Raw genomic sequence first — 26,431 nt, forward strand, 5'->3', positions numbered from 1 at the left:
GACCGGCCCGGACCGGCCCGGACCCGGCCCGTCTAGAACACCACCAGCGCCCGCCCGCCCTTGCCCGCCAGCATGTTCTCGAAGGCCGCCGGGATGCCGTCCAGCGCGATGCGCTCCGTCACCAGGGCACCGAGGTCCAGTCGTCCCGCCCGGACGTGCTCGGCCAGCACCGGGAGGTCCCGGGCCGGGTCGGCGTTGCCGTAGACGCAGCCGGACAGGGTGCGGCCCCAGTGGAAGATCTCCAGGGCGTTGAAGGTGACCTGCTGGTCCTTGCCGCCGATGCCGACGACCGTGGTGCGTCCGCCGCGCCGGGTGGATTCCCAGGCGGTGCGGATGGTGACCGCGCGGCCGACGCACTCGACGGCGACGTCGACGCCCTGCTTGCCGGTGAGGGCGCGGATCTCGCGGGCGGTGGTGCCGGAGGCGATCAGGTAGTCGGTGGCGCCGGCGGCGCGGGCCAGCCCCTCCTTCTCGGGGGAGACGTCGACGGCGACGATCTTCGACGCGCCCGCGATGCGGGCCGCCTGGAGCGTGGCGAGGCCCACTCCGCCGACGCCGAACACGGCGACCGTCTCGCCCTCGCGGACCTTCGCCGCGTGGTGCACGGCGCCGTAACCGGTGAGGACGGCGCAGCCGAGCAGGGCGGCGTCGGTGAGCGGGATGCCGTCGGGGACGGGCAGGACGCAGTCGGCGCCCACCACCGTCTCCTCGGCGAACGCGGCGACGTTCAGACCGGGGTGCAGGTCGGTGCCGTCGTCGGCGCGGCGGGCGTGCGTGTTCGCGGCGCCGGCCAGGGCGCCCGCGCACAGCCAGACCTCGCCGAGCGAACAGGCGTGGCAGGCACCGCAGGACGGGGCCCAGTTGAGGACGACGTCGTCGCCGGCGGCGATGCGGGTGACGCCCTCGCCGACGGCGAGGACCGTGCCGGCGCCCTCGTGGCCGAGGACGGCGGGGAGCGGCACGCGCATGGTGCCGTTGGACAGGGACAGGTCGGAGTGGCAGACCCCGGCGGCGGCGAGCCTCACCCGGACCTGCCCCGGGCCGGGCTCGGGCAGCTCGATCCCGGTGACCTCCAGCGGGGCTCCTACGGCGGGTACGACGGCGGCACGGACAGCGGTACGGACGGCCATGACGTGGACACTCCCCTGGGGCTAGAACTGGAGGGACTTGGTCTGGAGGTACTCGGACAGGCCGTGCCGGCCCAGCTCGCGGCCCACGCCGGACTGCTTGTAGCCGCCGAAGGGCGCCAGCGGGTTGAACCGGCCGCCGTTGATGTCCACCTGGCCGGTGTCCATCCGGCGGGCGAAGGCGACCGCCTCGGCCTCGTCTGCGGCCCAGACGGCGCCGGCGAGGCCGTACACCGTGCCGTTGGCGATCCGCAGGGCGTCCTCCTCGTCCGTGTAGCGGAGGATGCACAGGACGGGCCCGAAGATCTCCTCCTGGGCGACGGTCATGTCCTCGGTGACGTCGGCGAAGACGGTCGGGGCGACGTAGTAGCCCTGCTCGCGCGGTGCTTCGGGGCCGCCCGCGACGAGGCGCGCGCCCTCGGCGACGCCCTTCTCGATGTAGCCGCGCACGCGCTGCTGCTGCTCGGCGTTGACGACCGGGCCGATCCGGTCGCCGTACTTGGCGGCGGCCTCGGCGGCCAGTCGCACGGCCTCGTCGTACTGGTCGGCGTGCACGAGCATGCGGGTCCAGGCACTGCACGTCTGCCCGGAGTTGGACATGACGTTGGCGACGCCGACGTTGACCGCCTTGGCCAGGTCGGCGCTCGGGAGGATCACGTTGGCGGACTTGCCGCCCAGCTCGAGGGCGACCTTCTTGACGGCGGCGCCGGCGACGGCGCCGATCCGGCGTCCCACGGCCGTCGAACCGGTGAAGGAGACCAGGTCGACGTCCGGGTGCTCGGCGAGGGCCTGGCCGGCGACCGGGCCGAGGCCGGTCACCAGGTTGAAGACGCCCGCCGGGACGCCCGCCTCGTGCACCGCCTCCGCGAAGAGCTGGGCGGTGAGCGGGGTGTCCTCGGCGGGCTTCAGCACGACCGTGCAGCCGGCCGCGAGCGCCGGGGCGGCCTTGGCGACGATCTGGTGGAGGGGGTAGTTCCACGGGGTGATCGCGCCGACCACGCCGATCGGCTCGTGGTGGACGACGGAGTTGCCGACCTTCTCCTCGAAGGCGTACGTCGCCGCCAGCCCGGCGTACGAGCCGGCCACCGCGATCGGGGCGGCGGCGTGCACGGCCTGCGAGAGCTTCGGCGGCGAGCCCAGCTCGGCGGTGACCGTCTCGGCGATCTCGTCCTTGCGGGCCACCAGCACGTCCCGCAGCGCCGCCAGGCGCGCGGCCCGCTCGGCGGGCGGGGTGAGGGCCCAGCCCGGCAGGGCGGCGCGGGCGGCCCGTACGGCGGTGTCGACGTCCAGGGCGGTGCCGGCGGGGACCTTGCCGATCACCTGCTCGTCGGCCGGGTTGACGACCTCGATCGTGTCCCGGCCGTCGGCGGGCCGCCAGGCCCCGTCGATGTACATGCCGTCGTGTGCCTTCATCGCGTTCCTTCCGGGCGGGCCTCGTCGTCCGGCCCCAAACTAGCGCCGATAGTTTTACGGCACCAGGGGCGGCCACCATGGTGGCGCGGCTCACCTTCCCGGCGGGCCGGATGCCGGCGACGTCACCTGTTTCCCGCGAGGAGCTCCCCGGCGTTGACGCCGGGGAGGAATCGCGTCCTGCCGCGAGGCGCGGAGACTGCGGGCGACAGCGCAGAAGAAGGTCGCGGGGCAGCGGACGGGCACCGGCCGCGCGTGGGCCGAGGCGGTGGTTCGCGACCACGGCACGATCGCGGCCGAGGGATTCCTCCGGGGTTCCCGGCCGAGCCGACCACGGTCTGCGAGGCCGCTGACGCCGTTCAGGCCTCCAGGTCCGGCAGCCGCGCCGGGGCGGGGCAGATCCGGTCGCCGTGCTGGTCGAAGACGAACAGGTGGGCGAGGTCGACGAGAAGGGGGACCTGCATGCCGTGGCGGAGGTCGATGTCGGGGGTGGTCCGGACGATCAGGTCGCCGGGGAGGCGGCCCTCCGGGGCGGCGGCAGAGGGTCCGGTGCCCGCGGGTCCGGCGTCCTCGGGGTCGTCCACGACCACCACCGGTCCGGCGCGCAGGGCACCCGCCCGCTCCTTCAGCCGGTCCAGGACCGTGCCGTCGCGGCGGCGGCGCCTGGCCGGGCGGGCGACGGGACGCGGCGCCTCCAGGTCGGGTACGACGGCCGGCCGCGAGCCGGTGTTGAAGTGGACGAGGACCTCGTGGCCCTGGAACTCGACGTGCTCCACCAGGCCGGTGAGCAGCACCTCGCCGGGACGGGCGGAGGCGGGTTTCGCGATCCGGACGGCCTCCGAACGCAGGCCGACGATGACCTCGCGGCCCTGCTGGACGCGGAGCAACTGGTGGTCCAGCGAGAGGGGTTCGGGCAGGCGCAGGAACTGCTTGCCCAGGCTGATGGTCATCGCCCCGCCGAGCGGCGCCCGCACGAGGCCGCGCAGCAGGTTGATCCGCGGGGTGCCGATGAAGGCGGCGACGAAGACGTTGCGGGGCAGGGCGTACACCGCGCGCGGGGTGTCCACCTGCTGGAGCACGCCGCCGCGCAGGACGGCGACGCGGTCGCCGAGGGACATGGCCTCGGACTGGTCGTGGGTGACGTAGATCGTGGTGACGCCCAGTTCCCGGGTCAGTTTGGTGATCTCGGCGCGCAGATGGTTGCGGAGCTTGGCGTCGAGGTTGGACAGCGGCTCGTCCATCAGGAAGGCGCTGGGGTGGCGGGCGATGGCCCGGCCCATGGCGACGCGCTGGCGTTCACCACCGGAGAGCTGGGCGGGGAAGCGGTCGAGCAGGTCCTCGATGCCCAGCATGCGGGCGGTGGCGTCCACACGGGGGCCGGGGTCGGTCTGCGGTGCCTCGACGCGCAGCGGGAAGCCGATGTTCCCGCGGGTCGTCATGTTCGGGTACAGGGCGAAGTTCTGGAAGACCATCGCCATGCTCCGCTCGGAGGGGGGCAGGTCGTTGCCGTACTCGCCGTCCAGCAGCAGTCGGCCGTGGGTGATCTCCTCCAGGCCGGCGATCATGCGCAGCACGGTGGACTTGCCGCAGCCGGAGGGGCCGAGCAGGACGAGGAACTCGCCGGGCGCGATGTCCAGCGACAGCCGGTCCACCACGCGGACGCCTCGCGCGTAGGTCTTGCTCACGTCGTGCAGGGAGATGGCGCGTGTCATGGGAAGGTGCCCCCGGGGGCTCACTGAGCGCTGGTGCTCCGCGGTCGGACGCCTCGTGCGAGTCGTACGGGGCGTGTGAGTCACGGAAGTTAACGGAATGTGCGCGGCTGGGGGAAGACGCTGGACCGTATCCCGGTCCCACTGTCCGACTGGTGAGAAAGCGGACGGCCGAATTCAGGGGCGGGGGCGTCTCAGGAGGCGGACCGGGGCCTGCGGCGCTTCACCGCACGATTCCTCCGACCCGACCCGACCCGATCCGCGCCGCCGGGCGCCGGAGTGCCGCACCCGGCCCCGTGACCGTGGTGGCGGCAGCAGCGACTCGATGCGCGAGGTGCCGCCGGCATCGTCCGGATCCGCTCCCGATCCGCTCCCCCGCCCGCCGCTGCCCGAGCAGGCGGCTGGACGGCGGGCAACGGCGTCGCCGGGCCCACGCCCCCGTCCCACCACTGCCACTGCCACTGCCACTGTCAACGGCCTGGCCGATGAGCCCTCCTTCGGAGTAGCCGATCAACAGCTTCGCTGATGATTCACCGTGCCCACGGCCATGCCGTTCGCCCGCACCGTCGTTAGGGCTGGTGGGCCGGCCGACACGGCCGGCCACGGTACATGGGAGGAAACAGTGCAGATGTTCGGTGTGCGGCGTATCGCGGTGGTGGCCTCGCTGGTGGGGGCGGTACTGGCGACGCCCGTCAGTGTGGCCGCGGCACACGCGGGTGACAGTGACGGGGGGCCGGGGGGCGTGCTGTCCAACCTGTCCGGCAGGAACTCCTCCGGCCACGCCAACCTCTGCGGAACGGGCAAGGTGGCTCTGCTCAAGGACCGCACCTGCCTGTCCGAGGACACCAGCCGGGGTGGCGGCGGTGACCAGGCCGGCGCCAGCGGCGGGGTCCTGTCCAACCTGCTGTTCGCCCGCAACGCCTCGGGCCACAGCAACAACTGCGGCAACGAGACGGTGTCGGTGATGAGCCGGACCACCTGCGTGACCGTGGACCGTTCCGGTCACTGAGCCGGGGAGTCCGGCGAGGCGCAAGTGAGGAGCCGGTGAGCCGCGTGGCGTCGTCCACCACCATGCGGCTCACCGGTTCCCGTCGATGGGCGACGAGAAGGCAGGAAGCACAAGGTGAAGATGTCCTCAGCAAGGCTGACGATCGGTGTGGTGGCGCCCTTGACGGGGCGTCTGGCGCCGCTGGGCAAGCCACTGACGTACGTTCTGAAGGCGCTGGCGCCGCAGCTGGAGCACGTCCGTAACGGAAGCAGCCGTTACGACGTGTCGGTCGCCGTGCGCGACAGCCGCTCCGATCCGGCAGCGGCTCGGCAGGCCGTCCACGACCTGGTCACCACCGACCAGGCGCACATCGTCCTGACCATGGCCGGGACCCAGGTCCTGCCCGCCGTCGCCGACGCCTGCGAGGAGCTGCGGGTCCCCTGCCTGTCGACCACCTTCCCGTGGCAGGCCTACGTCCACGCGCGCGGCGCCGCCCCCGGGCACCGCTTCCAGTGGACTTACCACTTCGCCTGGGGCCTGGACGACATCGCCACCGTCTTCGCCCAGATGTGGGAACAGGCCGATGGCACCCACACCGTCGGCTGCCTGTGGAACGACGACCTTCAGGGCAGCCTGCTCCGCCACGACCGGTACGGCTTCGCCCCGGTGACGTCCGCGCGCGGACTCGACACGGTCGACCTCGGCCCCTACCGCGAACCGGCGGGCGACTTCCGGACACAGGTCGGCCGCATGCGGGAGTACGGCGCCGACATCGTCACCAGCGCCGCCACCGCCGCCGACCTGTCCCTCTTCCACCGTCAGGCCCGCCAGGCCGGGCTACGGCCCCGGCTGATCACCTGCTCGCGATGGCTGACCTACCCCCACACCCACACCACCACGGCCCCGGACGTCCACGCCGAACTCGCCGACGCACGCGTCGCCACCCTCGTCTACTGGAGCCCCGCCCACCCCTATCGTTCCAGCCTGGACGGCACCACCTGCGCCGACCTCGCCCACGCCTACCACCGTGACACCGGCGAAGCCTGGCTGCAGCCACTCGGACTGGCCCACGCCCTCGTGGAAACCGCCCACCACGCCCTCAGCAGCGCCGACGACCCCACCGACCACGCCGCCATCGCCCAAGCCCTCGCCGGCACGGCCCTGCCCACCATCGCGGGCACCCTCGACTGGACCCAGGGCCCCACCCCCAACATCGCCCTGATCCGCCTGGCCGGCGGCCAGTGGCACCCCGGTCCGGAAGGCCCCGACCTCGCCATCGTCACCAACACGCAAACCCCCGACGTCCCGGTCACCGGCGAGCTCCAGCCGACCTGACAGGGCGCCGCGCTCGGAACAGCGGGCCCGGTCGCGCAGCCCCGGTGCTCGCCCACGGCATCCCGGGGCTGCGGGCACCGCTCAGCCGGAAGACCCGCCGTCCGACGAACGGGCCGTCCGGCGCGGCGCCCGGCGAGGGGTGTCCTCGGCATCGTCCCCGTCGGACGGCCGGTCCGCGGCCGGTCCGGTGGACGGGGAGCGCAGGGCGATGCCCGAGGACATGAGCAGCAGGGCGCCGAGCATCACGAACGGCGCGGCCACCCCCGCGACGCCGGCGATCAGGCCCGCCGCGGCGGGTGCGGCGACCTGGCCGAGGCGGTTGCCGGTCAGGCGCAGGGCGAGGGCGGTGGAGCGGGCTCCGTCGGGGGCGGCTTGGACGACGGTCGTCATGGACAGCGGCTGGCCGACGCCGAGGCAGAAGCCGAGGACGGCCAGCATCAGCGCGAGCACCCACACCGGCACCGGCAGCGCGACACCGGCGCACAGCAGCCCGGCCAGCAGGCAGGTGACCGTGAGCAGCGCGGTTCGGCCGAGCAGCCGCAGCAGGGGGGTCAGCACCAGCCGGCAGGCGATCGTGGCCGCGGCCCGCAGGCTGAGCAGTACGCCGATCACGGCCGGGGAGATGCCCCGGTGCTCGCCGACCACCGGCAGGTAGGCGGTGAGGACGTCGGTCGCGGACAGGACGGACAGGCTGATCAGGATCCCGGCGGGCACGCCCCGGGCGCGCAGGATGCTCACGACGGGGACGCGCGTCCCCTGTTCCGTACGGGACGTGGCGGCCGTCGGGTGCTCTATGCGCCACAACGACGTGAACGCGACCGCCGCGCCCGCGCCCGCCACCACCAGGGCCAGGGCGCTGCTGCCCGCCATGTCGTGGCCGCCGATCAGCGCGCCCGCCGCGACGGGCCCGACGAGCTGGCCGAGCGACGCCCCGATGGTGAAGTGGCCGAAATTGCGGTCCTGCTCGTGCGGGGCGGACTGGCGGGCGACCAACGACTGGGCGCCGATGACGAAGCAGAGGTGTCCCAGGCCCATGACGCCGCTCCACAGGGCCATCGCCCACAGGGAGCCCGCGATGCCGCTCAGCGCGCAACCGCCGGCGATGAGCACCACGCCGACGGGCAGCAGGGGCGCGCAGCGGCCGTGGTCGGTACGGCGGCCCAGCGGGACGGCGGCGAACAGCGGCAGCAGCGCGTACACACCGGCGATGACGCCGACGGCCCTTTCGTCCGCGCCCAGCGCGAGGGCCCGGTAGGAGACGGCGGGCCGGGCCATGGACACCGCCCCCTGCGCGAAGCCGAAGGCGATGACGAGGCGGAGCAGCCACCCGCGGTTCCCACCGGGCGTCATGATCGTTTCCTTCCAGGGATCCGGAACTCCCCGATCGCCGGCTCACCGAACGACTGACCGGACAGCTGGTCCGATGATCAGATGATGCCGAACAGGATGCCCGCCGCGAGGATGACCAGGCTCGTCAGGACCGCCCACTTCACCACGAACCGCGTGTGGTCGCCGAACTCGACCTTGGCCATGCCGACCAGGACGTAGACGGCCGGGACGAGCGGGCTGGACATGTGCAGCGGCTGGCCGACGATGGAGGCGCGGGCGATCTCCAGCGTCGACACGCCGTGGGCCTGGCCGGCCTCGGCGAGCACCGGCAGGACGCCGAAGTAGAAGCCGTCGTTCGACATGAAGTAGGTCAGCGGCAGGCTGAGCAGGCCGGTGACCAGGCCCATGTGCGGGCCCATGCCGTCGGGGATGGTGTCCACCAGCCAGTTGGCCATGTGGTCGACCATGCCGGTGCCGGTGAGGACGCCGGTGAAGACGGCGGCGGCGAAGACCATGCCGGAGACGTTGAGGACGTTGTCGGCGTGGGCCGCGATGCGTGCCTTCTGGTCGGGGATGTGGGGGAAGTTGACGGTGAGCGCGAGCGCGGCGCCGAGCAGGAAGAGCACCGGGATCGGCAGCAGTTCCATGATCATGGCGGTGAGCAGCGCGACCGTGAGCAGCGCGTTGAACCAGTACAGCTTGGGGCGCAGGGTGGCCCGGTCCGGGTCGAGGGTCTGGAAGTCGTCGCCGGGGTCGCCGTCCTCGGCGGCGGCGCCCTGGGACCCGCCGGAACCCGCGGAGGCCTTGTCCGAACCCGCACCGGCACCGGCGTCCGCACCGGAGGCCGCGTCAGCGCCCGCCTTCGTACCCGCGCCCGCACCGACCAGCACCGTCTCGCTCTCCGGCTCCCGCACCAGCGCCTCGTCCAGCGTCAGCGTGCCCAGCCGCCTGCGCTCGCGCAGACCCAGGACGTAGGAGAGGGTGACGACCGCGAGCAGACCGACGGCCAGGGCCGGGATCATCGGGACGAAGATGTCGGTGGCGTCGACCTTCAGCGCGGTGGCGGCGCGGGCGGTGGGACCGCCCCAGGGCAGGGTGTTCATCACGCCGTTGGCCATCGCGGCGACGCCGGTCATCACGACCAGGCTCATCTTCAGGCGCTTGTACAGCGGGTACATCGCCGAGACCGTGATCATGAAGGTGGTGGATCCGTCGCCGTCCAGCGAGACGATGGCGGCGAGCAGGGCCGTGCCGACGACGATCCGCATCGGGTCGGCCTTGCAGAACTTCAGAATGGCCCGGACGATCGGGTCGAAGAGCCCGACGTCGATCATCACCCCGAAGTAGACGATCGCGAACATGAGCATCGCCGCGGTGGGGGCGAGGCTGGACACGCCGTCGATGACGTAGTCGCCGAGTTCGGCGCCCTTGCCGACGAACACGCAGAACAGCGCGGGGATCAGCACGAGCGCCGCGATCGGCGACATCTTCTTCATCATGATCAGGACCAGGAAGGTCGCGATCATGGCGAAGCCGAGGATGGTCAGCATGAGTGAGTACCTAACGTTCGCCCTTGAACATCCCACCGGGGCAGGCGGTGCGAGCGACGTTAGGTGCCGTGAAGTGTCGTTAACAAGACGTTGACACGCGAGCAATAAGCGCAAAACTCCAGGTCACAGCTTTGCGTCGGTCAGCGGCGGGGGTACCGGGACGAGCTCGACGGGTACGCCGTTGAGGACCGCGTTGCCCGAGAGCGGGTCGAGCATGCTGCCGTCGAGGAGCTGGTTGACGTTGACGCCGGGCTCGGTGGCGGCGTGGCTCGTGCGGGTGCCGGGCCGGTCGTGGCCCCAGCCGTGCGGAAGGCTGACCACGCCCGGCCGGACGGTGTCGGTGACCTCGGCGGGGGCCGTCACCTCTCCCCCGGCGCCCTTGACCCGCACGGGCTCTCCGCCGCGCACGCCGAGCCGTTCGGCATCGTCGGGGTGGAGGTGCAGGGTGCAGCGGTTGGAGCCGCCGGTGAGGGCCGGGATGTTGTGCATCCAGCTGTTGTTGGACCGCAGGTGGCGGCGGCCGACGAGGACGAGCCCGGCGGCGCGCTCGGTCAGGGCGCGGCGCAGGCGCGGCAGGTCGCCGGCGATCGGTCCGGGCAGCAGCTCCACCTTGCCGCTGCGGGTCTTCAGCGGTTGCGGCAGGCGCGGGCGCAGCGGCCCGAGGTCGATGCCGTGCGGGTGGGCGAGCAGCCGCTCCAGGGTCAGGCCGTCGGGGCGTACGCCGAAGCCGTCGCCGTAGGGGCCGAGGCGCAGCATCAGGTCGAGCCGCCGCTCGGGGCCGTCCTCGCCGGTGAGTCGTGCGGCCAGTTCGGTCGCGTCGCGTCCGTGTACGGGTGAGTGCGGGTCCCCCACGGCCCTGTCGAGGGTCTGCCGGATCACCAGGGCGTCGACGGTGGCCGGGTCGGCCCCGTGCATGCCGGTGGCGGCCAGGATCAGCCGGGCCAGGATCTCGGTCTCGGCCATGCGGCCGGGTTGCAGGGGGACGGCGGGACGGGTGTAGCGGACCTGGTTGCGCACGGCGAGGGTGTTGAAGGCGAAGTCGTGGTGCGGGCTCTGGGCCGGCGGGGGCGGCGGCAGCACGACGTGGGCGTGGCGCGAGGTCTCGCCCAGGTAGGGGTCGACGCTCACCATGAAGTCGAGCGAGTCCAGCGCCTTGTCGAGCCGGTCGCCGTCGGGTGCGGACAGCACCGGGTTGGCGGCGACGGTGATCAGGGCCCGGACCGGCGCGCCCTCGTCGGTGGCGGTGTCGATCTCCTCGGCGAGGGCGGACAGGGGCAGCTCGCCCTTGGCCTCGGGGTGTCCGCTCACCCGGGAGTGCCAGCGGCCGAGCGCGAAGCCGCGGCCGGGTCCGGCGGGGCGCGGGGTCCTGTCGGTGGCGGCCTGCGGGAAGAGGGCGCCACCGGGGCGGTCGAGGTTGCCGGTGAGGATGTTGAGGACGTCCACGAGCCAGCTGGCGAGGGTGCCGTGCGGGACGGTGCAGCTGCCGATGCGGCCGTAGACGGCGGCGGTGGGGGCTGCGGCGAGTTCGCGGGCGAGGGCGCGTGTGACACCGGCGTCCACGTCGCAGGCGGCGGCGACGGACTCCGGCGTGAAGTCGCGTACGGCTTCGGCGAGTTCCGCGGTCCCTTCGACGTGCGGGGCGAGCGCGCCGAGGTCCACCAGGCCCTCTTCGAAGAGCACGTGGGTCATCGCGGCGAGGAGCAGGGCGTCGGTGCCGGGGCGGATCGCCACGTGCCGGTCGGCGAGCCTGGCGGTGCGGGTGCGGCGCGGGTCGATGACGGTGAGGGTGCCGCCGCGGGCCCTGAGGGCCTTGAGGCGGCCGGGGAAGTCGGGAGCCGTGCACAGGCTGCCGTTGGACTCCAGCGGGTTGGCGCCGATGAGGAGCAGGTGGTCGGTGCGGTCGAGGTCGGGCACCGGGATGGCGTTGGCGTCACCGAAGAGCAGCCCGCTGGAGACGTGCTTGGGCATCTGGTCGACCGTGGAGGCGGTGAAGAGGCTGCGGGTGCCGAGGGCGCCGAGCAGGACGTTCGGGTAGAGGGCGCCGGCCACGGTGTGCACGTTGGGGTTGCCGAGGACGACGCCGACGGAGTGCGGCCCGTACCGCTCGACGACGGGCCGGATGCCGGCGGCGACCGCGTCGAACGCCTCCTCCCAGGTCGCCTCGCGCAGTTCGCCGTCCCTGCGCACCAGGGGCGTGCGCAGCCGGTCGGGGTCGGCGTCGACGGCGCCGAAGGAGGCGCCCTTGGGGCAGACGAAGCCACGGCTGAAGACGTCGTCGCGGTCCCCGCGGGCGGCGGTGACCGTGGTGCCGTCGATGGTGAGGGCCAGGCCGCAGGTGGCCTCGCACAGGGGGCAGATACGCAGGGCGGTGCGGGACACGGGTCCTCCCGTAGGGCGGCGGCAGCGGCGCTCTCTCGCGGCGAGCATACCGACCGGTAGGCATGCTGGGGAGGCTTTGCGCCGACGGCTGCGTGAACAGCCGTACGACACCGGCCCGCCGGCCGAGCACGGCCGGCCCGTCGATCCGGCGCGGCCCGCCCGTCGGCCGGGCACCGCCGGCCCGTCCGCCCGGCAACACCCACCCGGCGGCCGCGCCCACCCAACCCGCCGGTCCGTCACCTTCGGCCCGCCGGCCCGTCACCGTCGGCCGGGCACCGCCGGCCCGTCAGTCCAACACCCGCCCCAGATAGGCCCGCAGCAGCTCCCGCGCCTCCTCGATGATCTTTTCGTCCCCGTCCGGCGCGACCCGGAAGGCGAGCTGCACGAGGGCGTCGGCGGTCTCCACGGCGACCAGGAAGGCGCGGCGCAGCTCGTCGTCGGGGCGGCGGCCCAGGTAGCCGGAGAGCAGCTCGGTGAGCCGGTCGGCGACACGGTGGTTGGGGACGGCGTGGCGGCCGCCGACCGGGATCTGGTTGCCGAAGTCGATCAGGGAGAAACCGGGCGCGGTCCGCTTCATCGCCAGGTACTCGTCGAGCACCGCGTCCAGCGCCCCGCGCCAGCCGCCGTCGCCCGTCTCCGTCAGCCGTTCGGTCACCCGTTCCGCGTAGTGCTCCAGGTTGCGCTGGGCCAGCGCGTCGGCCATCTGCCGCTTGTTGCCGAAGAAGCGGTACACGGAGCCGATGGGGACGTCCGCGCGCAGCGCCACGGCCCGGGTGCTCAGGGCGTCGTAGCCGACCTCGTCGAGGAGGTCGGCGCAGGCGTCGAGGATCCGGGTCAGCCGTTCGGCGCTGCGCCGCTGCACGGGGGCGCGGCGGAGCGGGGTCGCGTGGGACACGGTCTTCATGATGCCCTTCCGCCGCGGTCCGGTGAACTGTGACCTTCAGTACGGCGGTGGCCACCCGTTTCACTCATCGGGCTGCCGCAGGCTTGGGAAGCGTCCGGCCGTCGAGCCCCTCCGGCTCCGTGGCCCGGGACGGCTCCGCGTCCGACGCCGTGATGTCCGCCGTGCTCTCGACCGGCTCGCCGTCGACGGCCCAGACGGTGCCGTCGTCGGCGTACAGGCGGACCGTGAGCTGGTGGGTGCCGCGCGGTACGAGGTCGGCGGCGAGGCGGTGCTCCGGGACGCGCAGGCGGGTGAGGAGGTCCCCGTCGAGGAAGAGGTGGGCGACGCCGCGGCCGGCCACCGCCTCGGCCTCCGTACCGGCCGGCGAGAACCTGAAGTCGCGGACCGTCAGGCGTACGTTCCAGCTGTCGTCGCCCTCGGGCTCCACCTCGACGCCGACCTCGGGCGCGTCCTCGCCGTCCACCTCCCGGTAGCGCCGGCCCTCCTCGTCGGTGGCGTCGAGCAGCCTGCCCACCGGCGTGGCCGAATCCCGGGCCTCCGGTTCGCCCGTACCGCCCGTGTCACCGGAGCCGCAGCCGGCGGATCCGGTCAGCAGCAGGACACAGACCGCGAGCACGGCGAGCACTCCCCGCATCCACGACATGACGGGAGACTAGAACACCGGTCCGACGGTCCGGATCCCCCAGGGGTCTGATTCCGGTCATCGTCCCCGGGACGACCGGGGGGACCGGGAGTCCCGCACGGCCTCTTGCGCCCGGGTGACCGCAATCCTACGGTGTCCCATAGGAATCGGGTGGGACACGGGCTGCGAGGGAGCGATCGATGAGCGGGGACGCGCGGAAGACCGCGGAGGGACTGGCCTACCTGTCCGGTTTCGGCAACGAGCACAGCTCGCAGGCCGTTCCGGGAACGCTGCCCGAGGGCCGGAACTCGCCGCAGCGGGCACCCGAGGGCCTGTACGCGGAGCAGCTGAGCGGCACGGCGTTCACCGAGCCGAGGGCGCACAACCGCCGCTCGTGGCTGTACCGGATCCGCCCGTCGGCCGCGCACCCGGCGTTCACCCGCACGGGCAACGGCGCGATCCGCACGGCACCCTTCACCCAAGCCGTGCCGGACCCGAACCGGCTGCGGTGGAATCCGCTGCCCGCGCCCGGGGCCGGGACCGACTTCCTCGCGGGCCTGTGGACACTCGGCGGCAACGGGGACGCCACCCAGCGCACCGGCATGGCCGTGCACCTGTACCACGCCACGGCCTCCATGGAGCGTGTCTTCAGTGACGCCGACGGCGAGCTGCTGATCGTCCCGGAGCGCGGTGGCCTGCTGCTGCGCACCGAGTTCGGGCTGCTGCACGCCGGGCCCGGCCATGTGGCGCTGATCCCGCGCGGGGTCCGTTTCCGTGTGGAGCTCCTCGACGAGGACGCCCGCGGCTACGTCTGCGAGAACTACGGCGCCCCCTTCCGCCTCCCCGACCTCGGCCCGATCGGCGCCAACGGCCTGGCGAACGCGCGGGACTTCCTGGCGCCGGTCGCGGCGTACGAGGACGACGACGCGGCGGGCCGGGTGGAAGTGGTCAACAAGTTCTGCGGCAACCTCTGGGCGGCCGACTACGACCACTCCCCGCTCGACGTGGTCGCCTGGCACGGCAACCACGTGCCGTACGTCTACGACCTGCGCCGCTTCAACGTCCTCGGCACGATCTCCTACGACCACCCCGACCCGTCGATCTTCACGGTGCTGACCTCCCCGTCGGACACCCCGGGTCTCGCGGGCGTCGACTTCGTGGTCTTCGCCCCGCGCTGGCTGGTGGGCGAGGACACCTTCCGGCCGCCGTACTTCCACCGGAACGTGATGAGCGAGTACATGGGCCTGATCGAGGGCGCCTACGACGCGAAGGCGGAAGGTTTCGTACCGGGCGGCGGCTCGCTGCACAACATGATGTCGGCGCACGGTCCGGACCGGGAGACCTTCGACCGGGCGAGCGCCGCCGAGCTGGAGCCGCAGCGGATCGACGACGGGCTGGCGTTCATGTTCGAGACGCGCTGGCCGGTGACCCTCACACCCCAGGCGGCCCGCGCCGAGCACCTGCAACAGGGGTACGACGACGTCTGGCAGGGCCTGGAGCGCCACTTCCGCCCCTTGCACTGAGGATGGGCTACCGGTACGGATGGCCCGTGACCTCCTTCGCCCCGGACTCCATCGTCCTGAACCGCAAGCTGCCGCTCTGGTACCAGGTGTCGCAGTCGCTGCGCGCCTCGATACTGGGCCGCTCGCCCCGGGACCCGCTGCGCCTGCCCACCGAGGAGCAGTTGGCCGGCCACTACGGGGTGAGCGTGCTGACCATGCGGCAGGCGCTGAAGGAGCTGGAGGACGAGGGGCTGATCACCCGGCACCGCCGGCGCGGCACGTTCATCGAGCCCGGCGTCCGGCGGGGCGCCCCGGTGCGGCTGCTGGGCTCGGTGGACGCGATCGTGGCCCAGCAGTCCGGCATGACGGCGGAGCTGCTGGACCACGGCACCGGCCCCGTGCCACCCGAACTCGCCGAGTACTTCCCCGGCCTGGCCGAGACGGCGACGTACCACCGGCTGCGCTGCGACGAGAAGACGGGCGAGCCCACCAACCACGCCCGCAACTACGTCCGTCCCGAAGTCGCCGCCCGCATCGACGTGGACGACCTGGTCCGCTGGCCGATGACCAAGGTGCTGCGGGACGTGGTGGGCCTGGACATCAGCCGGATCACGGACACGGTCGAGGCCCGGCTCGCGGACCCGGAGACGGCGCGGCTGCTCGAAGTCCCGCTGCTCAGCCCGATCCTGCACTACACGGGCATCACGTACGACACGGCGGGCCGGGCGCTGGACGTGGCGGTCATCCACTACCGGGGGGACCGTTTCTCCTTCACGGTCACCCTGGATGCCACGTGAGGCCGTGGCGCCCCGTCGTACGATGCCCGGCGTGACGCACGACGACGCTCCGCCGCTGGCGGACCTCATGCCGTGGTCCGTCGCACCGCCGCGGCTCGGCCGGGCGTGGCCGACGGCCCCCGACGCGGCGTCCCTGAAGGCCCGCTGGGACGCCCTGGTGGAGGCCGAGGGCGCCGCCCGCGAGGCCTTGTTCGAGCCGACGCGCTCGCGCACGCTGCACACGGCGGTCGGGCGGTTGCCGGGCGGTTCCGGCGGCACGGAGAAGCTGGTCCGCGCCTCGGGGCCGTGCCCGGAACCCGTGCGCGTACTGCGCGCGCCCTTCGACGAGCAGTGGCTGATTCCCGACCACCGGCTGATCGACGCGGCCCGTCCGGAGCTGTGGCGGGTGGCGGACGAGCGGCAGGTGTTCGTGGTGGAGGCGCCCGGTGCCGCCGGCGCTCCGCTGCTCCTCGCGACCTCGCGGCTGCCGCTGCTCGGCGGTGCCCGGGTGCGTCCGCTGTACCGCCGTCCCGGCGGGGCGGAGCCGAACCTGGCACCCGGTCTCCTCGACCACCTGGCCGCCCGGCTCGGCCGGCGTCCCGACCCGCTGGACGTGCTGGCCTGGGCGGTGGCGACGGTGCGGGAGGGCTCCCGGGTCCCGCTCACCGCGGACCCCGCGCTGTGGGAGCACGGCGTCGGCCTGGGCCGGCGCGCCCTGTGGCTGATGCGCCGCGACGGCGAGCGCCCCAAGCTGCCCGGTGGCCGCCGCCCGTACGTCCGGGCCCCGCTGCCCGCCCGTCCGGTGACCCTGCGCTACGACCGGGGCGAGGAGGCCCTGTGCCTGGACGAGGGCCGGGTCTCCCCCGTGCCGCCCGGCGCCTGGGACTTCGAGGTGGGCGGGGTGCGGGTGCTGGAGCAGTGGTTCGCGGCCCGGACCGCCGGGGGTGAGCCGGGCACGCTGGCGGCGATCCGCCCGGCCGTCTGGCCGCAGACCTGGACGTCCGAACTGCTGGAACTGATCACGGTCCTCGCCCTGCTCGCCGAGGTGCGGCCGCTGTTCCGGGAGCCCGCGGTGACGGCGCAGATCACGGCGACCGAGCTGCGCGAGGCGGGCGTGCTCCCGGTGCCCCCGGCGGCCCGCAGGCCGGCCTCCGTGCTGGACGGCCGGGAGGAGGGGCCTCAGGGGCAGCTGGCGCTGCTGTAGGCCCTTCCCGCGCCGGCTCCGCGCGCGGGGACCGCGGGTCGGTGTGCGTCACCGCCGGGTGGGAGACGGCGGGACGAGGACGTGAGAACACCCACGGGGACCGTGCCGGACGAACGTGGGGAAACGGGCGTACGGAGACGGGCGTACGGGGATTACCCGCGCTCGGGACCACACCGAGGCGCCGCTGCGTGCCGTGGGGACGACGGACGAGTGCGCGGCGCCGCGCCGGGACGGTGTGATCGCCGGCGCGCGGGCTTCAGTTGCTGCCGAACAGCGAGCGCCGCAGTCGGCGCAGCGGCGCGAACAGCGAGACCCGGCGCACCCTGGCACCCCTGCTGCTGCGCTTGTGCGCGGGCTCACGCGCGGTCAGCTCACGCATCAGCGACGTCGCCTCCACCGTCTCCCGCTGCGGGAGGGCGGGCCCTCCGAGCACCGCGAGGTGACGGTCGAGACGCGAGCTGGTCGCGCCGCTTCCGCACGTGATCGCAGGGACCCTTGCCCTGCTGCGCACTGTTATCTGTTCCATGTCACTCCCCACCCGTACGAGTCCACCCGGCCCGGGCAGAGTAACCCTATCGCCCCGGTACGACATGCGCGTATCGCGGTCACAGGATTCACCTTCCCCGTAAGGGGGTTGACGGTCACTCTCCGAATTCAGCAGATTCCAGGGTGAGTTGGACAATCGGCTCGCTCGTCGGGCGGGCCGGTCCCCTGCCGGTCCGACCGTGACGGCCAGTGAGGCGGCGGGCAGGGCCGGGCCGGAGGCGAGCAGTGGCACGCCGGTGCCGAGGAGCCCCCAGGGAGCGCGGTCCGGCGCCGGGGCGCACGGGCCGCAGTTGGTGCACGCGGTCGCCCGGGGCGGCTCGCCGTATCCGCGCGGGGCGACGACGCGCGCCCCTCGGACGCGGAGGCGACCGCTCCGAGTCTGCGGCCCCGGTCGTCCGCGCCGCTCGTCGCGCGGGCGTCCGGAGCCGCGCGAACGTGGGCGATCTCACGTGCCGGTCCGCGCCGAGTCCGACTCGCCCTGCCTCCGTCTCGCCCTGCCTCCGTTTCGCCCTGCCTCCGTCTCGCCCGGACGGCGAGGAGCGGGGCGGCGACGAGCGTCGCGGCGGCCGTCGCCGTGGCCAAGGGCACGGGCAGGGGCGCGTCCGGGATGCCGACACCACGGGGCCGGTCGCCCCCCGGCCTCCTGGTCACGGCGGCCCTCGGGCCGGCGTCCGTGGTGGCGAGCGGTACGGACTGGTGTACGGGGGGCCGCATCCGCGCTCGGCTGAGCTACTTTTGGGATGAATGCGGGAGAAATACGGGCCCGTTCCCGGGGAATGTCCACGTGAGACGTCATAGGGGGCGCCGGTGTTCGAGGAACCGGGCAACGAGCGCGTCATCGCCGGCCGGTACCGTCTCCTGTCCCCCCTCGGCGAGGGCGGCATGGGCACGGTGTGGCGCGCCCGCGACGAGGTGCTGCACCGCGAGGTCGCGGTGAAGGAGGTGCGCGCGCCCGCCGGGCTGCCGGAGACCGCCGTGCGGCGGTTGTACGCACGGCTGGAGCGCGAGGCGTGGGCCGCCGCCCGGGTCGCCCACCACAACGTGGTCACGGTGTACGACGTGGCCACCGACGGCGGCCGGCCCTGGATCGTGATGGAGCTGGTCCGCGGGCTGTCGCTGGCCGACCTGCTGGAGGCCGAGGGCCCGCTGGAACCGCGGCGTGCCGCGCGGATCGGTGCCGAGGTGCTGGCCGCGCTGCGGGCCGCGCACGGGGCGGGGGTGCTGCACCGGGACGTGAAGCCGGCCAACGTCCTGCTGGCGAACGACGGCCGGGTGGTGCTCACCGACTTCGGGATCGCCGTGGTCGAGGGCAGCTCGGCACTGACCATGACCGGCGAGGTCGTCGGCTCGCCCGAGTTCCTCGCCCCGGAGCGAGCGCTGGGCCGCACGCCCGGTCCCGAGTCCGACCTGTGGTCGCTGGGCGTCCTGCTGTACGCGGCGGTCGAGGGCGTCTCCCCCTTCCGGCAGGACACCCCGTTGAGCACCCTGCGGGCCGTCGTCGACGAGGAGTTGCCGCCGCCGCACCGGGCCGGCGCGCTCACGCCCGTCGTCGAGGGCCTGCTGCGCAAGGACCCGGCCGAGCGCACCCCGGCCGAGCGGGCCGAACGGGACCTGCGGCTCGTGGGTGCCGGAGGCACTCCCTCCGGCGGAGGCACCCCGCGCGCGGACACGGTGCCGGCCGGTGCGTACGCCCCGGCGGTACCGGCACCCGCCGGGCCGGATGCCTCACCGGCTGCCCCGATGCCCGTACCGGCCACGGCGGCCACTCCCGCGGCATCCGAGGGCCGGGACCGGCGTGCGCGGGCGGTGCTGGTCCTGGGCCTGGCGGTTCTCGCGCTGGCCCTGGCCGGACTGACGTACGTCCTGCTGAACCGCTCGGACCACGGCGGGGGCACCGGGAGCGCGAGCGGGAGTCCGGGGGCGACCGGTTCCGCGCCGAGCCGGACCGAGCGCAGCGAGGAGCCGGGCACTGCGGCCGGCTCCGGCAGCCACGGTCCGCGGAGCAGTCCTCCACCGCAGTCCGTGAAGGTGTCCGTGGTGGGCTCGCACACCGACTACGCGGGGGCCTGTCCCCCGCCGCACGACCGGTCGCCCTCCTTCACCGCGGCGCTCACCGTGGGCCGGCTGCCCGCGCGGGTCGGCTACCGCTGGGTGACGAACGACGGGGCGGTCTCCGATCCGGGCTGGCGGACGCTGTCCTTCCCCGCGGGCGGGGACCGCACGCGGCAGGACACCGTGGTCGTCACGACGAACGCCGGCAGCGGCACGTTCCGGGGCACCGTCCGCGTGGAGGTGCGGGAGCCGGTGGAGGCCACGTCGAACGCGGTGGCGTTCTCCGTGACCTGTGAGACGGAGACGGAGACAGAGACGGAGACCCCGACGGGCGGGGCCTCCGCCTCCCCCTCTCCTTCCGCTTCAGCTTCCGTTTCCGCTTCCGCTTCCGCTTCCGGTCAGGTGGCGCTGTTGAGGACCGGCAGGTAGCCGCCGGACTGGCCGGCCGCGGTCGGGTGGTACGACTCGCCGATGTTGAGCCAGTTCACGCTGTGCAGCCAGGAGCTGCCGGAGCAGATCTCGTGGCCGGTGAAGGGGGGACGTACGTCGCCGAAGGTGAAGCCGTGGTCGGCGGCGCGCTTGGCGATCGCGGTGTTGAGGTGGTCGGCGGCGTCGTTGATCGCTTTCCGCTTGGCCTCGGAGAGGCCGATGCAGAACGTGCCGAGCTGGTAGAAGCGCGGGTAACCGATGACGACGACGTGCGCGGCCGGGGCCTTGCTGCGGATCGCCGAGTAGACGCTGTCGAGTTTGCCGGGCAGCGTCGAGTCCACGTACGCCTTGGCGGTGGCGATCCGCGACAGGCAGGTGCTGTCGGACTGGAGCACACAGGTCATCATGACGTCGGCGAAGCCCGCGTCGTTGCCGCCGACGCTGATCGAGACCAGGCCGGTGGCGGAGCTGAGCGGGCCGAGCTGTCCGGCGAGGACATCACCCGTACGGGCGCCGGAGCAGGCGGTGAAGTCGAATGTCGAGGGTGAGTTGGCGGCGGCCCACAGGTACGGATGGGCCTTCGTGCTGCGCTTGCAGTCGCCGCTGGAGCCGATGTAGCTGCCCGCTCCGACACCGGAGGAGTAGGAGTCGCCGAGCGCCACATAGCCCTCGGCCGCGGCGGGTTGGGCCGCCTGGGCGGTCGCGCCCCCGGCGAGCGCGGCGCCGGCGGCGAGGAGGAACGAACTCAGGAACCCGACAAGTCGGAAACGTCTCATGGAGCCTCCCTTAGCAGGATCTCTGCCTCGACCGTGGTAGCGACTACGCCCGTCGACAGGAAGTGTCCATGCCAAAAAATGGCTGACAGTCATTCAATATCGGACGAAAGTCAGCGGGAGGGCCGGTGCGCCCTTGACGCCCTCCGCCGGCTGCGCCACATTGAGGCCCGGCATCTTGGGCTTCGGGGGGCAAAGCGGAACGGTCCGGGTGACCCGCACCGGGCGAAATCGCCCCTCAAGAAGAACGGATGACGGCAAACCAACAAAAACGTGAGACCTGGTTCCAGGTCTTGCCATAGAGGTTCAATCGTCAATACCGTCATACATCTCCCGCATCGGTACGTCGGCAAGCGGCTCAGGGGAGGGCTCGAGGCCGCGACGGACCGGGGCCGGGAGGCGCGGTAGGGGGGTGCCGTGCTCGGTGACCGCACTGGTGACCGGGCCGTGCCGCGCGGTCGGCTGTCGTCTTTCCGGCGCCGACGGGCTTTGCCAGCTCACCTGGCACGCACGGAGATCCGTCCCGTCGCGCGCCGTGGGTGAGAACCCCCCTTTCGAACCGGATACAGAGCCGGACCGCCCCTGGGGCGGGCGGTCCGCCGGACGAGAGGGACCAGACTCATGAGCTCAGTCCTGCAGCCGGCGTCGACGGGCAACGAGCCGTCACGCGAATCGTCTTCCGATCCGTCACCCGCCGGGAAGTACCGGCCCGTCTCCTCCCATCTGGCGATAGCACCGCCGGTGAGCGTGGTGATACCCGCCATGAACGAGGCGGAGAACCTTCCGTACGTCTTCAAGACACTGCCCGACTGGGTCCACGAGGTCGTCCTGGTCGACGGCAACTCCACCGACGACACCGTCGAGGTCGCCCGGGAGCTGTGGCCGGACGTCAAGGTGGTCGAGCAGCGCGGCAAGGGCAAGGGGGACGCGCTGATCACCGGCTTCAAGGCGTGCACCGGGGACATCATCGTGATGGTCGACGCCGACGGTTCGGCCGACGGCCAGGAGATCGTGTCGTACGTCTCCGCCCTCGTCTCGGGCGCGGACTTCGCCAAGGGCTCCCGCTTCGCCAACGGCGGCGGCACCGACGACATGACCTTCATCCGCAAACTCGGCAACCGCGCCCTGTGCGCGGTCGTCAACCGGAAGTTCGGCGCCCGCTACACCGACCTCTGCTACGGCTACAACGCCTTCTGGCGGCACTGCCTGGACAAGATCGACCTCGACTGCACCGGCTTCGAGGTCGAGACCCTGATGAACATCCGGGTCGTGAAGGCCGGCCTGAAGGTCCAGGAGATCCCCAGCCACGAGTACCTGCGCATCCACGGCGTCAGCAACCTGCGCGCCGTACGGGACGGGCTGCGGGTGCTCAGAGTGATCCTCGACGAGCGGTCCAACCGGCGTGCGCTGCGCAGCCGTACGCACGCGCCGACCCTCGCCTCGGCCGGCCCGGTCGGCCCGGCCGCTGCGGTCGTCCCGGTCCGGAGGAAGGCGTCTTGAGCGGTACGGACGCCCCTCTCACGGCCTCCCCCACGATCTCCGTCGTGATCTGCGTCTACACCGAGGACCGCTGGGAGGACATCCTCGCGGCGGTCGCCTCGGTGCGGGCGCAGTCCCACCCCGCGCGGGAGACGCTGCTGGTCGTCGACCACAACGAGGCGCTGCGGGAACGGCTGCTGAAGGAGTACAAGGAACGCAAGGACGTACGGGTGCTCGCCAACGCGGGCCCCCGCGGCCTGTCCGCCGGCCGCAACACCGGCATCGCCGCCTCGCGCGGGGAGGTGATCGCCTTCCTCGACGACGACGCCGTGGCCGAACGCGACTGGCTGCGGCACTTCGCCGCGGGGTACGCCGACCCGGCGGTCGTCGCCGTCGGCGGGCGCACGGTGCCGGTCTGGGCGTCGGGGCGCCGGCCGGCCTGGTTCCCGGAGGAGTTCGACTGGGTGGTGGGCTGCACGTACCGGGGCCTGCCGCCCGGCCGGGTCCGGGTGCGCAACGTGCTGGGCGGCAACGCCTCCTTCCGGCGCGAGGCGTTCGACGCGGCGGGCGGCTTCGCCACCGGTATCGGGCGCGACGGCGACAAGCGCCCGCTGGGCTGCGAGGAGACCGAGCTGTGCATCCGGCTCACCCGCGCCCGGCCCGACGCCGTGCTGCTGATCGACGACCGGGCGGTGATCCACCACCGGGTGCCCGAGACGCGCGAGCACTTCGCCTACTTCCGTACCCGCACCTACGCCGAGGGCCTGTCCAAGGCACTGGTGGCGCGCAGCGTCGGCGCGGACAAGGGCCTGGAGTCCGAACGCCGGTACGCCACCCGTGTCCTGCCCGCCGGTGTGGTGCGCGGACTGCGCGACGCCGTGCTGGCCCGGCCGGGCGGCGCGGGCCGGGCGGGCGCGATCGTCGCCGGAGTGCTCACGGCGGCGGGCGGTTACGTGGTGGGGAGCGTACGGGCGCGGCGGGGCGGCGCCACCTTCTCCGTGGCGCCCGTCGAGGGGGGCGCGCATGGCTGAGGCGTACGGCGCGGACGCGCGCGTGCCGGTCCTCATGTACCACGCGGTCGCCGCCGGTCCGAACGACGCGACCCGCGCGCTCTCGGTGGCTCCGGAGGCGTTCGCCGAGCAGATGGCGGCGATCTCCGACCGGGGCCTGACACCGATCGGCACGGCGGAGCTGGCCGCCGCCTGGCGCTCCGGACGCCCGCTGCCGAAGCGGCCCGTCCTGATCACCTTCGACGACGGCTACGAGGGCGTGCACCGGCACGCCCTGCCCGCCCTCGCCGAGCACGGCTTCCCGGCCACCCTGTTCGTCTCGACCGGCTGGCTGCGCGGCCCGTACGACACCGGGGGCGCCCTGGACACCATGCTCGACTGGGACCAGGTCCGCGAACTGGCCGCCGCCGGCGTGGAGATCGGCGGACACAGTCACACCCATCCGCAGCTCGACCAGCTCGCCGAGGAACGGCTGCGGTACGAGCTGATCCACTGCAAGGAGATCGTCGCCGACCAACTGGGCACCGTACCGGCCTCGTTCGCCTACCCGTACGGGTATTCCGACCGCCGGGTGCGGCGGGCGGTGCGCGAGACGGGGTACGCGCAGGCGCTCGCCGTCGGCAACGGCCTGGCGCGCCGCGCCCAGGGACCGTACGCCCTGCGGCGGGTCACCGTGCGCCGCAGCACGGGGATCGACGAGTTCACCCGGCTGGTCGAGGGACGCGCGGTCACCCGCGCCTTCGCCCGGGACCGGGCCCTCACCAAGGGGTACGCCGTGCTCCGCAGGGCACGGCAGGCACGGGGGCGGGTGCTGGGGTCCGGTGCCTGAACCGCCCGCCGCCGGCCTCCCCGCGCCCGGGGTGCCGAGGGCGGCGGGCGTGCCGCGTGCGCCCGGGAAACGGGGTGCACGCGGCGGCCGGGTGCCGGATCATGGCGGCATGTCCGTGAACCCGTACGACGCCCTGCCGGTCCGGCTCAACGTCGACGACAGCGACTCCCCGTCCGATGTCGTCGACGCGCTGTTCCTCGGCCGTTTCGCGACGGGCGAGCAGCCGTTCGCACACGCGGCGAACATCGACCGCGTGCGGTCCGGGGCGACGCTGCTGCCGCCCGGGGCGCGGGTGCTGCGACTCGCCCGCGACGACGACCGCAGCGCGACGCTGGCGGAGGGCGACGGCTGGACCCTGCTGGTCTCGCGGTGGAACCGGGGCGCGGACGTCACGGTGACGGCGACCACCGCCGACCTGGCCGAGAAGGTGCTCGCCGACGCCACGGACGGCGCGGCGGACGAGCCCGAGCCGCAGCCGGAGAACGTGACGATGGGCTTCTGGTACGTCTCCCCGCGCCGCGGCCCGCACCGCACCACCCGGCAGATCTCGGCGGGCACCTGGGACGAGGTCCGGTCCAACTACACGGCTCCGGTCGCGGACGCGATGGACGGCCTGATGAAGACGACGCCCGAGGACATCGCGGGACGGCTGCTGCTCCTGCACGGCCCGCCGGGCACCGGGAAGACCTCCGCGCTGCGCACCCTCGCCCGCTCGTGGCGGGACTGGTGCCAGGTGGACTGCGTACTGGACCCGGAGCGGCTCTTCTCCGACGTCGGCTACCTGATGGACATCGCCATCGGCGAGGAGGACGCGGCGGGCAAGGGCCGCTGGCGGCTGCTCCTGCTGGAGGACTGCGACGAACTGATCCGCGGCGAGGCCAAGCACACCGCCGGCCAGGCTCTCTCGCGCCTGCTGAACCTGACCGACGGGCTGCTGGGCCAGGGCCGCAACGTCCTGGTCGGCGTCACGACCAACGAGGACCTGGAGCGTCTCCACCCCGCCGTCGTCCGCCCCGGCCGTTGCCTGGCCCGCATCGAGGTCGGCCCGCTGACCCGCCGGGAAGCGGTGGACTGGCTCGGCAGCGAGGAGGGGATCGGCCGCGAGGGCGCCACGCTGGCGGAGCTGTACGCGCTGCGCCGGGGCACCTCGCCGACCACACTGCCGGAGCCGCGGGACGGCGCGGAGGCCGGGCTGTACCTCTAACCCGGTGCTTTGATGAGGGTATGACCTTGTTCGTCGGCACGTCGGGCTGGCAGTACCGCGACTGGCGGGAGGTCCTCTACCCGCCCGGTCTGCCCGTCCGGCGCTGGCTGGAGCGGTACACGGAAGCCTTCGCCACGGTGGAGATCAACAACGCGTTCTACCGGCTGCCGTCCCGGGAGACCTTCGCGGCGTGGCGCGAGCGGGTACCGGCCGATTTCGTGGTCGCGGTCAAGGCGAGCCGCTACCTCACCCACGTCAAGCGTCTGCGGGACCCCGAGGAACCGGTCGACCGCCTGATGACCCACGCGGCGGGCCTGGGCGACCGACTCGGCCCGGTCCTGCTGCAACTGCCGCCGACGCTGCGGGGCGACCCGGGCCTCCTGGACGCCTGCCTCGCCTGCTTCCCGCCCGGCACGCGGGTCGCGGTGGAACCCCGGCACGAGTCCTGGTGGACGCCCGAGGTACGCGGGGTCCTCGCATCCCGGGGCGCGGCGCTGTGCTGGGCCGACGTCCGGGCCCGCCCCGTCACCCCGCTGTGGCGCACCACCGACTGGGGCTACGTCCGCTTCCACCAGGGCCGGGCCGCGCCGTGGCCGCACTACGGCCGTCGGTCGCTGGCGGCCTGGGCCGACCGCATCGCGACCACCTGGCCGGACGACCACGACGTCTACGCGTACTTCAACAACGACCCGAACGCGGCGGCGGTCCAGGACGCGACGGCGTTCGCCCGACTGGCGCGGAGGTCGGATCTGACGGCCACCCGAACGCCGGTACGGGGGCGCGGGGCCGGGACACGGTACGGCTCCGCCGCGCCGGCGCGAGCGACCGGCCACGACGCGCCCGCAGGCGGCAGCCGGTCCCGGCAGAACGGCGCTCAGTCCCCGTAGGCCGCCCGCAGCGCATCCCGCACGGCGGCCACCGCGTCCGGCTCCGCCACCCCGAGCCGCCGCGCCCGCGAGGCGTACTCCTGCGCGGCGGACGCCAGCTCCCGCTCCGCCGCCGAGCCCGCCGCGGCGACGAACGTTCCGTTGCGCCCCCGCGTCTCGATCACTCCGTCCCCCTCCAGCGCCCGGTACGCCTTGGCGACCGTGTTCGCGGCGAGCCCCAGGGACTCGGCCAGCCCGCGCACGGTCGGCAGCCGGTACCCGACGGGCAGCGCCCCGGACCGCGCCTGTTCGGAGATCTGCGCGCGCACCTGCTCGTAGGGCGGGGCACCGTCGTCGATGTGGATCTTCAAGGTCACGCAGCGATTGTCCCGCATCCCCCGGAAAATG

General features: G+C 73.4%; 22 protein-coding genes. 11 read left to right on the forward strand and 11 right to left on the reverse strand.

Annotated features, from left to right (window positions below; all coding sequences use genetic code 11):
• Positions 1 to 32: 32 nt before the first annotated feature.
• From ACP4IX_RS04875 to ACP4IX_RS04885, 3 genes are all read right to left on the reverse strand, one after another.
• The gene (locus ACP4IX_RS04875) at positions 33 to 1,130 is read right to left on the reverse strand and encodes a zinc-binding dehydrogenase (protein WP_426518502.1); all 1,098 of its coding nucleotides are present in this window, start codon (positions 1,128 to 1,130) and stop codon (positions 33 to 35) included.
• A 21-nt stretch (positions 1,131 to 1,151) separates the two neighbouring features.
• Positions 1,152 to 2,540: an aldehyde dehydrogenase family protein gene (locus tag ACP4IX_RS04880; RefSeq protein WP_426518500.1), complete on the reverse strand. Its 1,389-nt coding sequence runs from the start codon at positions 2,538 to 2,540 to the stop codon at positions 1,152 to 1,154.
• A gap of 356 nt (positions 2,541 to 2,896) precedes the next feature.
• Positions 2,897 to 4,249, reverse strand: coding sequence for an ABC transporter ATP-binding protein (locus ACP4IX_RS04885; protein ID WP_426554828.1), 1,353 nt, complete (start codon positions 4,247 to 4,249; stop codon positions 2,897 to 2,899).
• Between the two features lie 625 nt (positions 4,250 to 4,874).
• On the opposite strand from ACP4IX_RS04885, the gene ACP4IX_RS04890 reads away from it, so the two are divergent.
• Positions 4,875 to 5,255, forward strand: coding sequence for a hypothetical protein (locus ACP4IX_RS04890; RefSeq protein WP_426518496.1), 381 nt, complete (start codon positions 4,875 to 4,877; stop codon positions 5,253 to 5,255).
• 120 nt (positions 5,256 to 5,375) lie between these two features.
• Complete coding sequence (locus ACP4IX_RS04895; RefSeq protein WP_426518494.1) at positions 5,376 to 6,569, forward strand: ABC transporter substrate-binding protein; 1,194 nt, start codon at positions 5,376 to 5,378, stop codon at positions 6,567 to 6,569.
• An 81-nt stretch (positions 6,570 to 6,650) separates the two neighbouring features.
• Here the strand turns inward: ACP4IX_RS04895 and ACP4IX_RS04900 are convergent, their stop codons facing one another.
• The 5 genes from ACP4IX_RS04900 to ACP4IX_RS04920 all read right to left on the reverse strand — a co-directional run bounded on the left by ACP4IX_RS04900 (position 6,651) and on the right by ACP4IX_RS04920 (position 13,374).
• The gene (locus tag ACP4IX_RS04900) at positions 6,651 to 7,919 is read right to left on the reverse strand and encodes an MFS transporter (protein WP_426518492.1); all 1,269 of its coding nucleotides are present in this window, start codon (positions 7,917 to 7,919) and stop codon (positions 6,651 to 6,653) included.
• A gap of 77 nt (positions 7,920 to 7,996) precedes the next feature.
• Positions 7,997 to 9,448 carry a CitMHS family transporter gene (locus tag ACP4IX_RS04905; protein ID WP_426554830.1) on the reverse strand — a complete coding sequence of 484 codons (1,452 nt, stop codon included), beginning with the start codon at positions 9,446 to 9,448 and terminating at the stop codon, positions 7,997 to 7,999.
• A gap of 123 nt (positions 9,449 to 9,571) precedes the next feature.
• The gene (locus tag ACP4IX_RS04910; RefSeq protein WP_426554831.1) at positions 9,572 to 11,827 is read right to left on the reverse strand and encodes a molybdopterin-dependent oxidoreductase; all 2,256 of its coding nucleotides are present in this window, start codon (positions 11,825 to 11,827) and stop codon (positions 9,572 to 9,574) included.
• A 286-nt stretch (positions 11,828 to 12,113) separates the two neighbouring features.
• Positions 12,114 to 12,731 carry a TetR family transcriptional regulator gene (locus tag ACP4IX_RS04915; RefSeq protein WP_426518486.1) on the reverse strand — a complete coding sequence of 206 codons (618 nt, stop codon included), beginning with the start codon at positions 12,729 to 12,731 and terminating at the stop codon, positions 12,114 to 12,116.
• Positions 12,732 to 12,795: 64 nt separating this feature from the next.
• Positions 12,796 to 13,374, reverse strand: coding sequence for a hypothetical protein (locus ACP4IX_RS04920; RefSeq protein ID WP_426518484.1), 579 nt, complete (start codon positions 13,372 to 13,374; stop codon positions 12,796 to 12,798).
• 179 nt (positions 13,375 to 13,553) lie between these two features.
• On the opposite strand from ACP4IX_RS04920, the gene hmgA reads away from it, so the two are divergent.
• Genes hmgA through ACP4IX_RS04935 form a run of 3 tightly spaced genes read left to right on the forward strand, consistent with a single transcriptional unit; the run spans position 13,554 to position 16,835 of the window.
• A complete protein-coding gene (gene hmgA / locus ACP4IX_RS04925; protein WP_426518482.1) occupies positions 13,554 to 14,876 on the forward strand; it encodes a homogentisate 1,2-dioxygenase in 1,323 nt (440 codons plus the stop codon).
• Between the two features lie 26 nt (positions 14,877 to 14,902).
• On the forward strand, positions 14,903 to 15,652 hold the full coding sequence (locus ACP4IX_RS04930; RefSeq protein ID WP_426518480.1) for a GntR family transcriptional regulator: 750 nt from the start codon (positions 14,903 to 14,905) through the stop codon (positions 15,650 to 15,652).
• 22 nt (positions 15,653 to 15,674) lie between these two features.
• Positions 15,675 to 16,835 carry a type ISP restriction/modification enzyme gene (locus ACP4IX_RS04935; protein ID WP_426554832.1) on the forward strand — a complete coding sequence of 387 codons (1,161 nt, stop codon included), beginning with the start codon at positions 15,675 to 15,677 and terminating at the stop codon, positions 16,833 to 16,835.
• A 256-nt stretch (positions 16,836 to 17,091) separates the two neighbouring features.
• Here the strand turns inward: ACP4IX_RS04935 and ACP4IX_RS04940 are convergent, their stop codons facing one another.
• Positions 17,092 to 17,361 carry a hypothetical protein gene (locus ACP4IX_RS04940; protein WP_426518476.1) on the reverse strand — a complete coding sequence of 90 codons (270 nt, stop codon included), beginning with the start codon at positions 17,359 to 17,361 and terminating at the stop codon, positions 17,092 to 17,094.
• An 827-nt stretch (positions 17,362 to 18,188) separates the two neighbouring features.
• Between ACP4IX_RS04940 and ACP4IX_RS04945 the strand changes: the two genes are divergently transcribed.
• On the forward strand, positions 18,189 to 19,862 hold the full coding sequence (locus ACP4IX_RS04945) for a serine/threonine-protein kinase (protein WP_426554833.1): 1,674 nt from the start codon (positions 18,189 to 18,191) through the stop codon (positions 19,860 to 19,862).
• On the opposite strand, the gene ACP4IX_RS04950 is transcribed toward ACP4IX_RS04945, so the two are convergent.
• Positions 19,832 to 20,638: an SGNH/GDSL hydrolase family protein gene (locus ACP4IX_RS04950; protein WP_426554834.1), complete on the reverse strand. Its 807-nt coding sequence runs from the start codon at positions 20,636 to 20,638 to the stop codon at positions 19,832 to 19,834. The genes ACP4IX_RS04945 and ACP4IX_RS04950 overlap by 31 nt on opposite strands.
• A gap of 618 nt (positions 20,639 to 21,256) precedes the next feature.
• Here ACP4IX_RS04950 and ACP4IX_RS04955 point away from each other — a divergent pair.
• The 5 genes from ACP4IX_RS04955 to ACP4IX_RS04975 all read left to right on the forward strand — a co-directional run bounded on the left by ACP4IX_RS04955 (position 21,257) and on the right by ACP4IX_RS04975 (position 26,044).
• Complete coding sequence (locus ACP4IX_RS04955) at positions 21,257 to 22,135, forward strand: glycosyltransferase family 2 protein (RefSeq protein ID WP_426518470.1); 879 nt, start codon at positions 21,257 to 21,259, stop codon at positions 22,133 to 22,135.
• Complete coding sequence (locus ACP4IX_RS04960; protein ID WP_426554835.1) at positions 22,132 to 23,145, forward strand: glycosyltransferase; 1,014 nt, start codon at positions 22,132 to 22,134, stop codon at positions 23,143 to 23,145. Before ACP4IX_RS04955 ends, ACP4IX_RS04960 begins: the two co-directional genes overlap by 4 nt.
• Complete coding sequence (locus ACP4IX_RS04965; RefSeq protein ID WP_426518466.1) at positions 23,138 to 23,953, forward strand: polysaccharide deacetylase family protein; 816 nt, start codon at positions 23,138 to 23,140, stop codon at positions 23,951 to 23,953. The genes ACP4IX_RS04960 and ACP4IX_RS04965 overlap by 8 nt, the downstream gene beginning before the upstream one ends.
• A 109-nt stretch (positions 23,954 to 24,062) precedes the next feature.
• Positions 24,063 to 25,157 (forward strand): DUF5925 domain-containing protein, encoded by a 1,095-nt coding sequence (locus ACP4IX_RS04970; protein ID WP_426554836.1) that lies wholly within the window; start codon positions 24,063 to 24,065, stop codon positions 25,155 to 25,157.
• A gap of 20 nt (positions 25,158 to 25,177) precedes the next feature.
• Entirely contained in the window at positions 25,178 to 26,044 is an 867-nt protein-coding gene (locus ACP4IX_RS04975; protein WP_426554837.1) for a DUF72 domain-containing protein, read from the forward strand.
• Here ACP4IX_RS04975 and ACP4IX_RS04980 read toward each other — a convergent pair.
• Positions 26,032 to 26,400, reverse strand: a complete 369-nt coding sequence (locus tag ACP4IX_RS04980) for a GntR family transcriptional regulator (protein ID WP_426518460.1) — start codon at positions 26,398 to 26,400, stop codon at positions 26,032 to 26,034. The two genes, ACP4IX_RS04975 and ACP4IX_RS04980, sit on opposite strands and share 13 nt — an antisense overlap.
• Positions 26,401 to 26,431: the final 31 nt, after the last annotated feature.

The organism is Streptomyces sp. WG5 (assembly GCF_049974565.1).
Lineage (GTDB): Bacteria > Actinomycetota > Actinomycetes > Streptomycetales > Streptomycetaceae > Streptomyces.

Bases quoted from the DNA above. Each gene is read 5' to 3' on its own strand.
- ACP4IX_RS04905 (WP_426554830.1), bottom strand. From the start codon at position 9,448: ATGCTGACCATCCTCGGCTTCGCCATGATCGCGACCTTCCTGGTCCTG.
- ACP4IX_RS04975 (WP_426554837.1), top strand. From the start codon at position 25,178: ATGACCTTGTTCGTCGGCACGTCGGGCTGGCAGTACCGCGACTGGCGG.
- ACP4IX_RS04920 (WP_426518484.1), bottom strand. From the start codon at position 13,374: ATGTCGTGGATGCGGGGAGTGCTCGCCGTGCTCGCGGTCTGTGTCCTG.
- ACP4IX_RS04965 (WP_426518466.1), top strand. From the start codon at position 23,138: ATGGCTGAGGCGTACGGCGCGGACGCGCGCGTGCCGGTCCTCATGTAC.
- hmgA (WP_426518482.1), top strand. From the start codon at position 13,554: ATGAGCGGGGACGCGCGGAAGACCGCGGAGGGACTGGCCTACCTGTCC.
- ACP4IX_RS04935 (WP_426554832.1), top strand. From the start codon at position 15,675: ATGCCCGGCGTGACGCACGACGACGCTCCGCCGCTGGCGGACCTCATG.
- ACP4IX_RS04895 (WP_426518494.1), top strand. From the start codon at position 5,376: ATGTCCTCAGCAAGGCTGACGATCGGTGTGGTGGCGCCCTTGACGGGG.
- ACP4IX_RS04890 (WP_426518496.1), top strand. From the start codon at position 4,875: ATGTTCGGTGTGCGGCGTATCGCGGTGGTGGCCTCGCTGGTGGGGGCG.
- ACP4IX_RS04900 (WP_426518492.1), bottom strand. From the start codon at position 7,919: ATGACGCCCGGTGGGAACCGCGGGTGGCTGCTCCGCCTCGTCATCGCC.
- ACP4IX_RS04885 (WP_426554828.1), bottom strand. From the start codon at position 4,249: ATGACACGCGCCATCTCCCTGCACGACGTGAGCAAGACCTACGCGCGA.
- ACP4IX_RS04940 (WP_426518476.1), bottom strand. From the start codon at position 17,361: ATGGAACAGATAACAGTGCGCAGCAGGGCAAGGGTCCCTGCGATCACG.
- ACP4IX_RS04875 (WP_426518502.1), bottom strand. From the start codon at position 1,130: ATGGCCGTCCGTACCGCTGTCCGTGCCGCCGTCGTACCCGCCGTAGGA.
- ACP4IX_RS04880 (WP_426518500.1), bottom strand. From the start codon at position 2,540: ATGAAGGCACACGACGGCATGTACATCGACGGGGCCTGGCGGCCCGCC.
- ACP4IX_RS04970 (WP_426554836.1), top strand. From the start codon at position 24,063: ATGTCCGTGAACCCGTACGACGCCCTGCCGGTCCGGCTCAACGTCGAC.
- ACP4IX_RS04915 (WP_426518486.1), bottom strand. From the start codon at position 12,731: ATGAAGACCGTGTCCCACGCGACCCCGCTCCGCCGCGCCCCCGTGCAG.
- ACP4IX_RS04950 (WP_426554834.1), bottom strand. From the start codon at position 20,638: ATGAGACGTTTCCGACTTGTCGGGTTCCTGAGTTCGTTCCTCCTCGCC.
- ACP4IX_RS04955 (WP_426518470.1), top strand. From the start codon at position 21,257: ATGAGCTCAGTCCTGCAGCCGGCGTCGACGGGCAACGAGCCGTCACGC.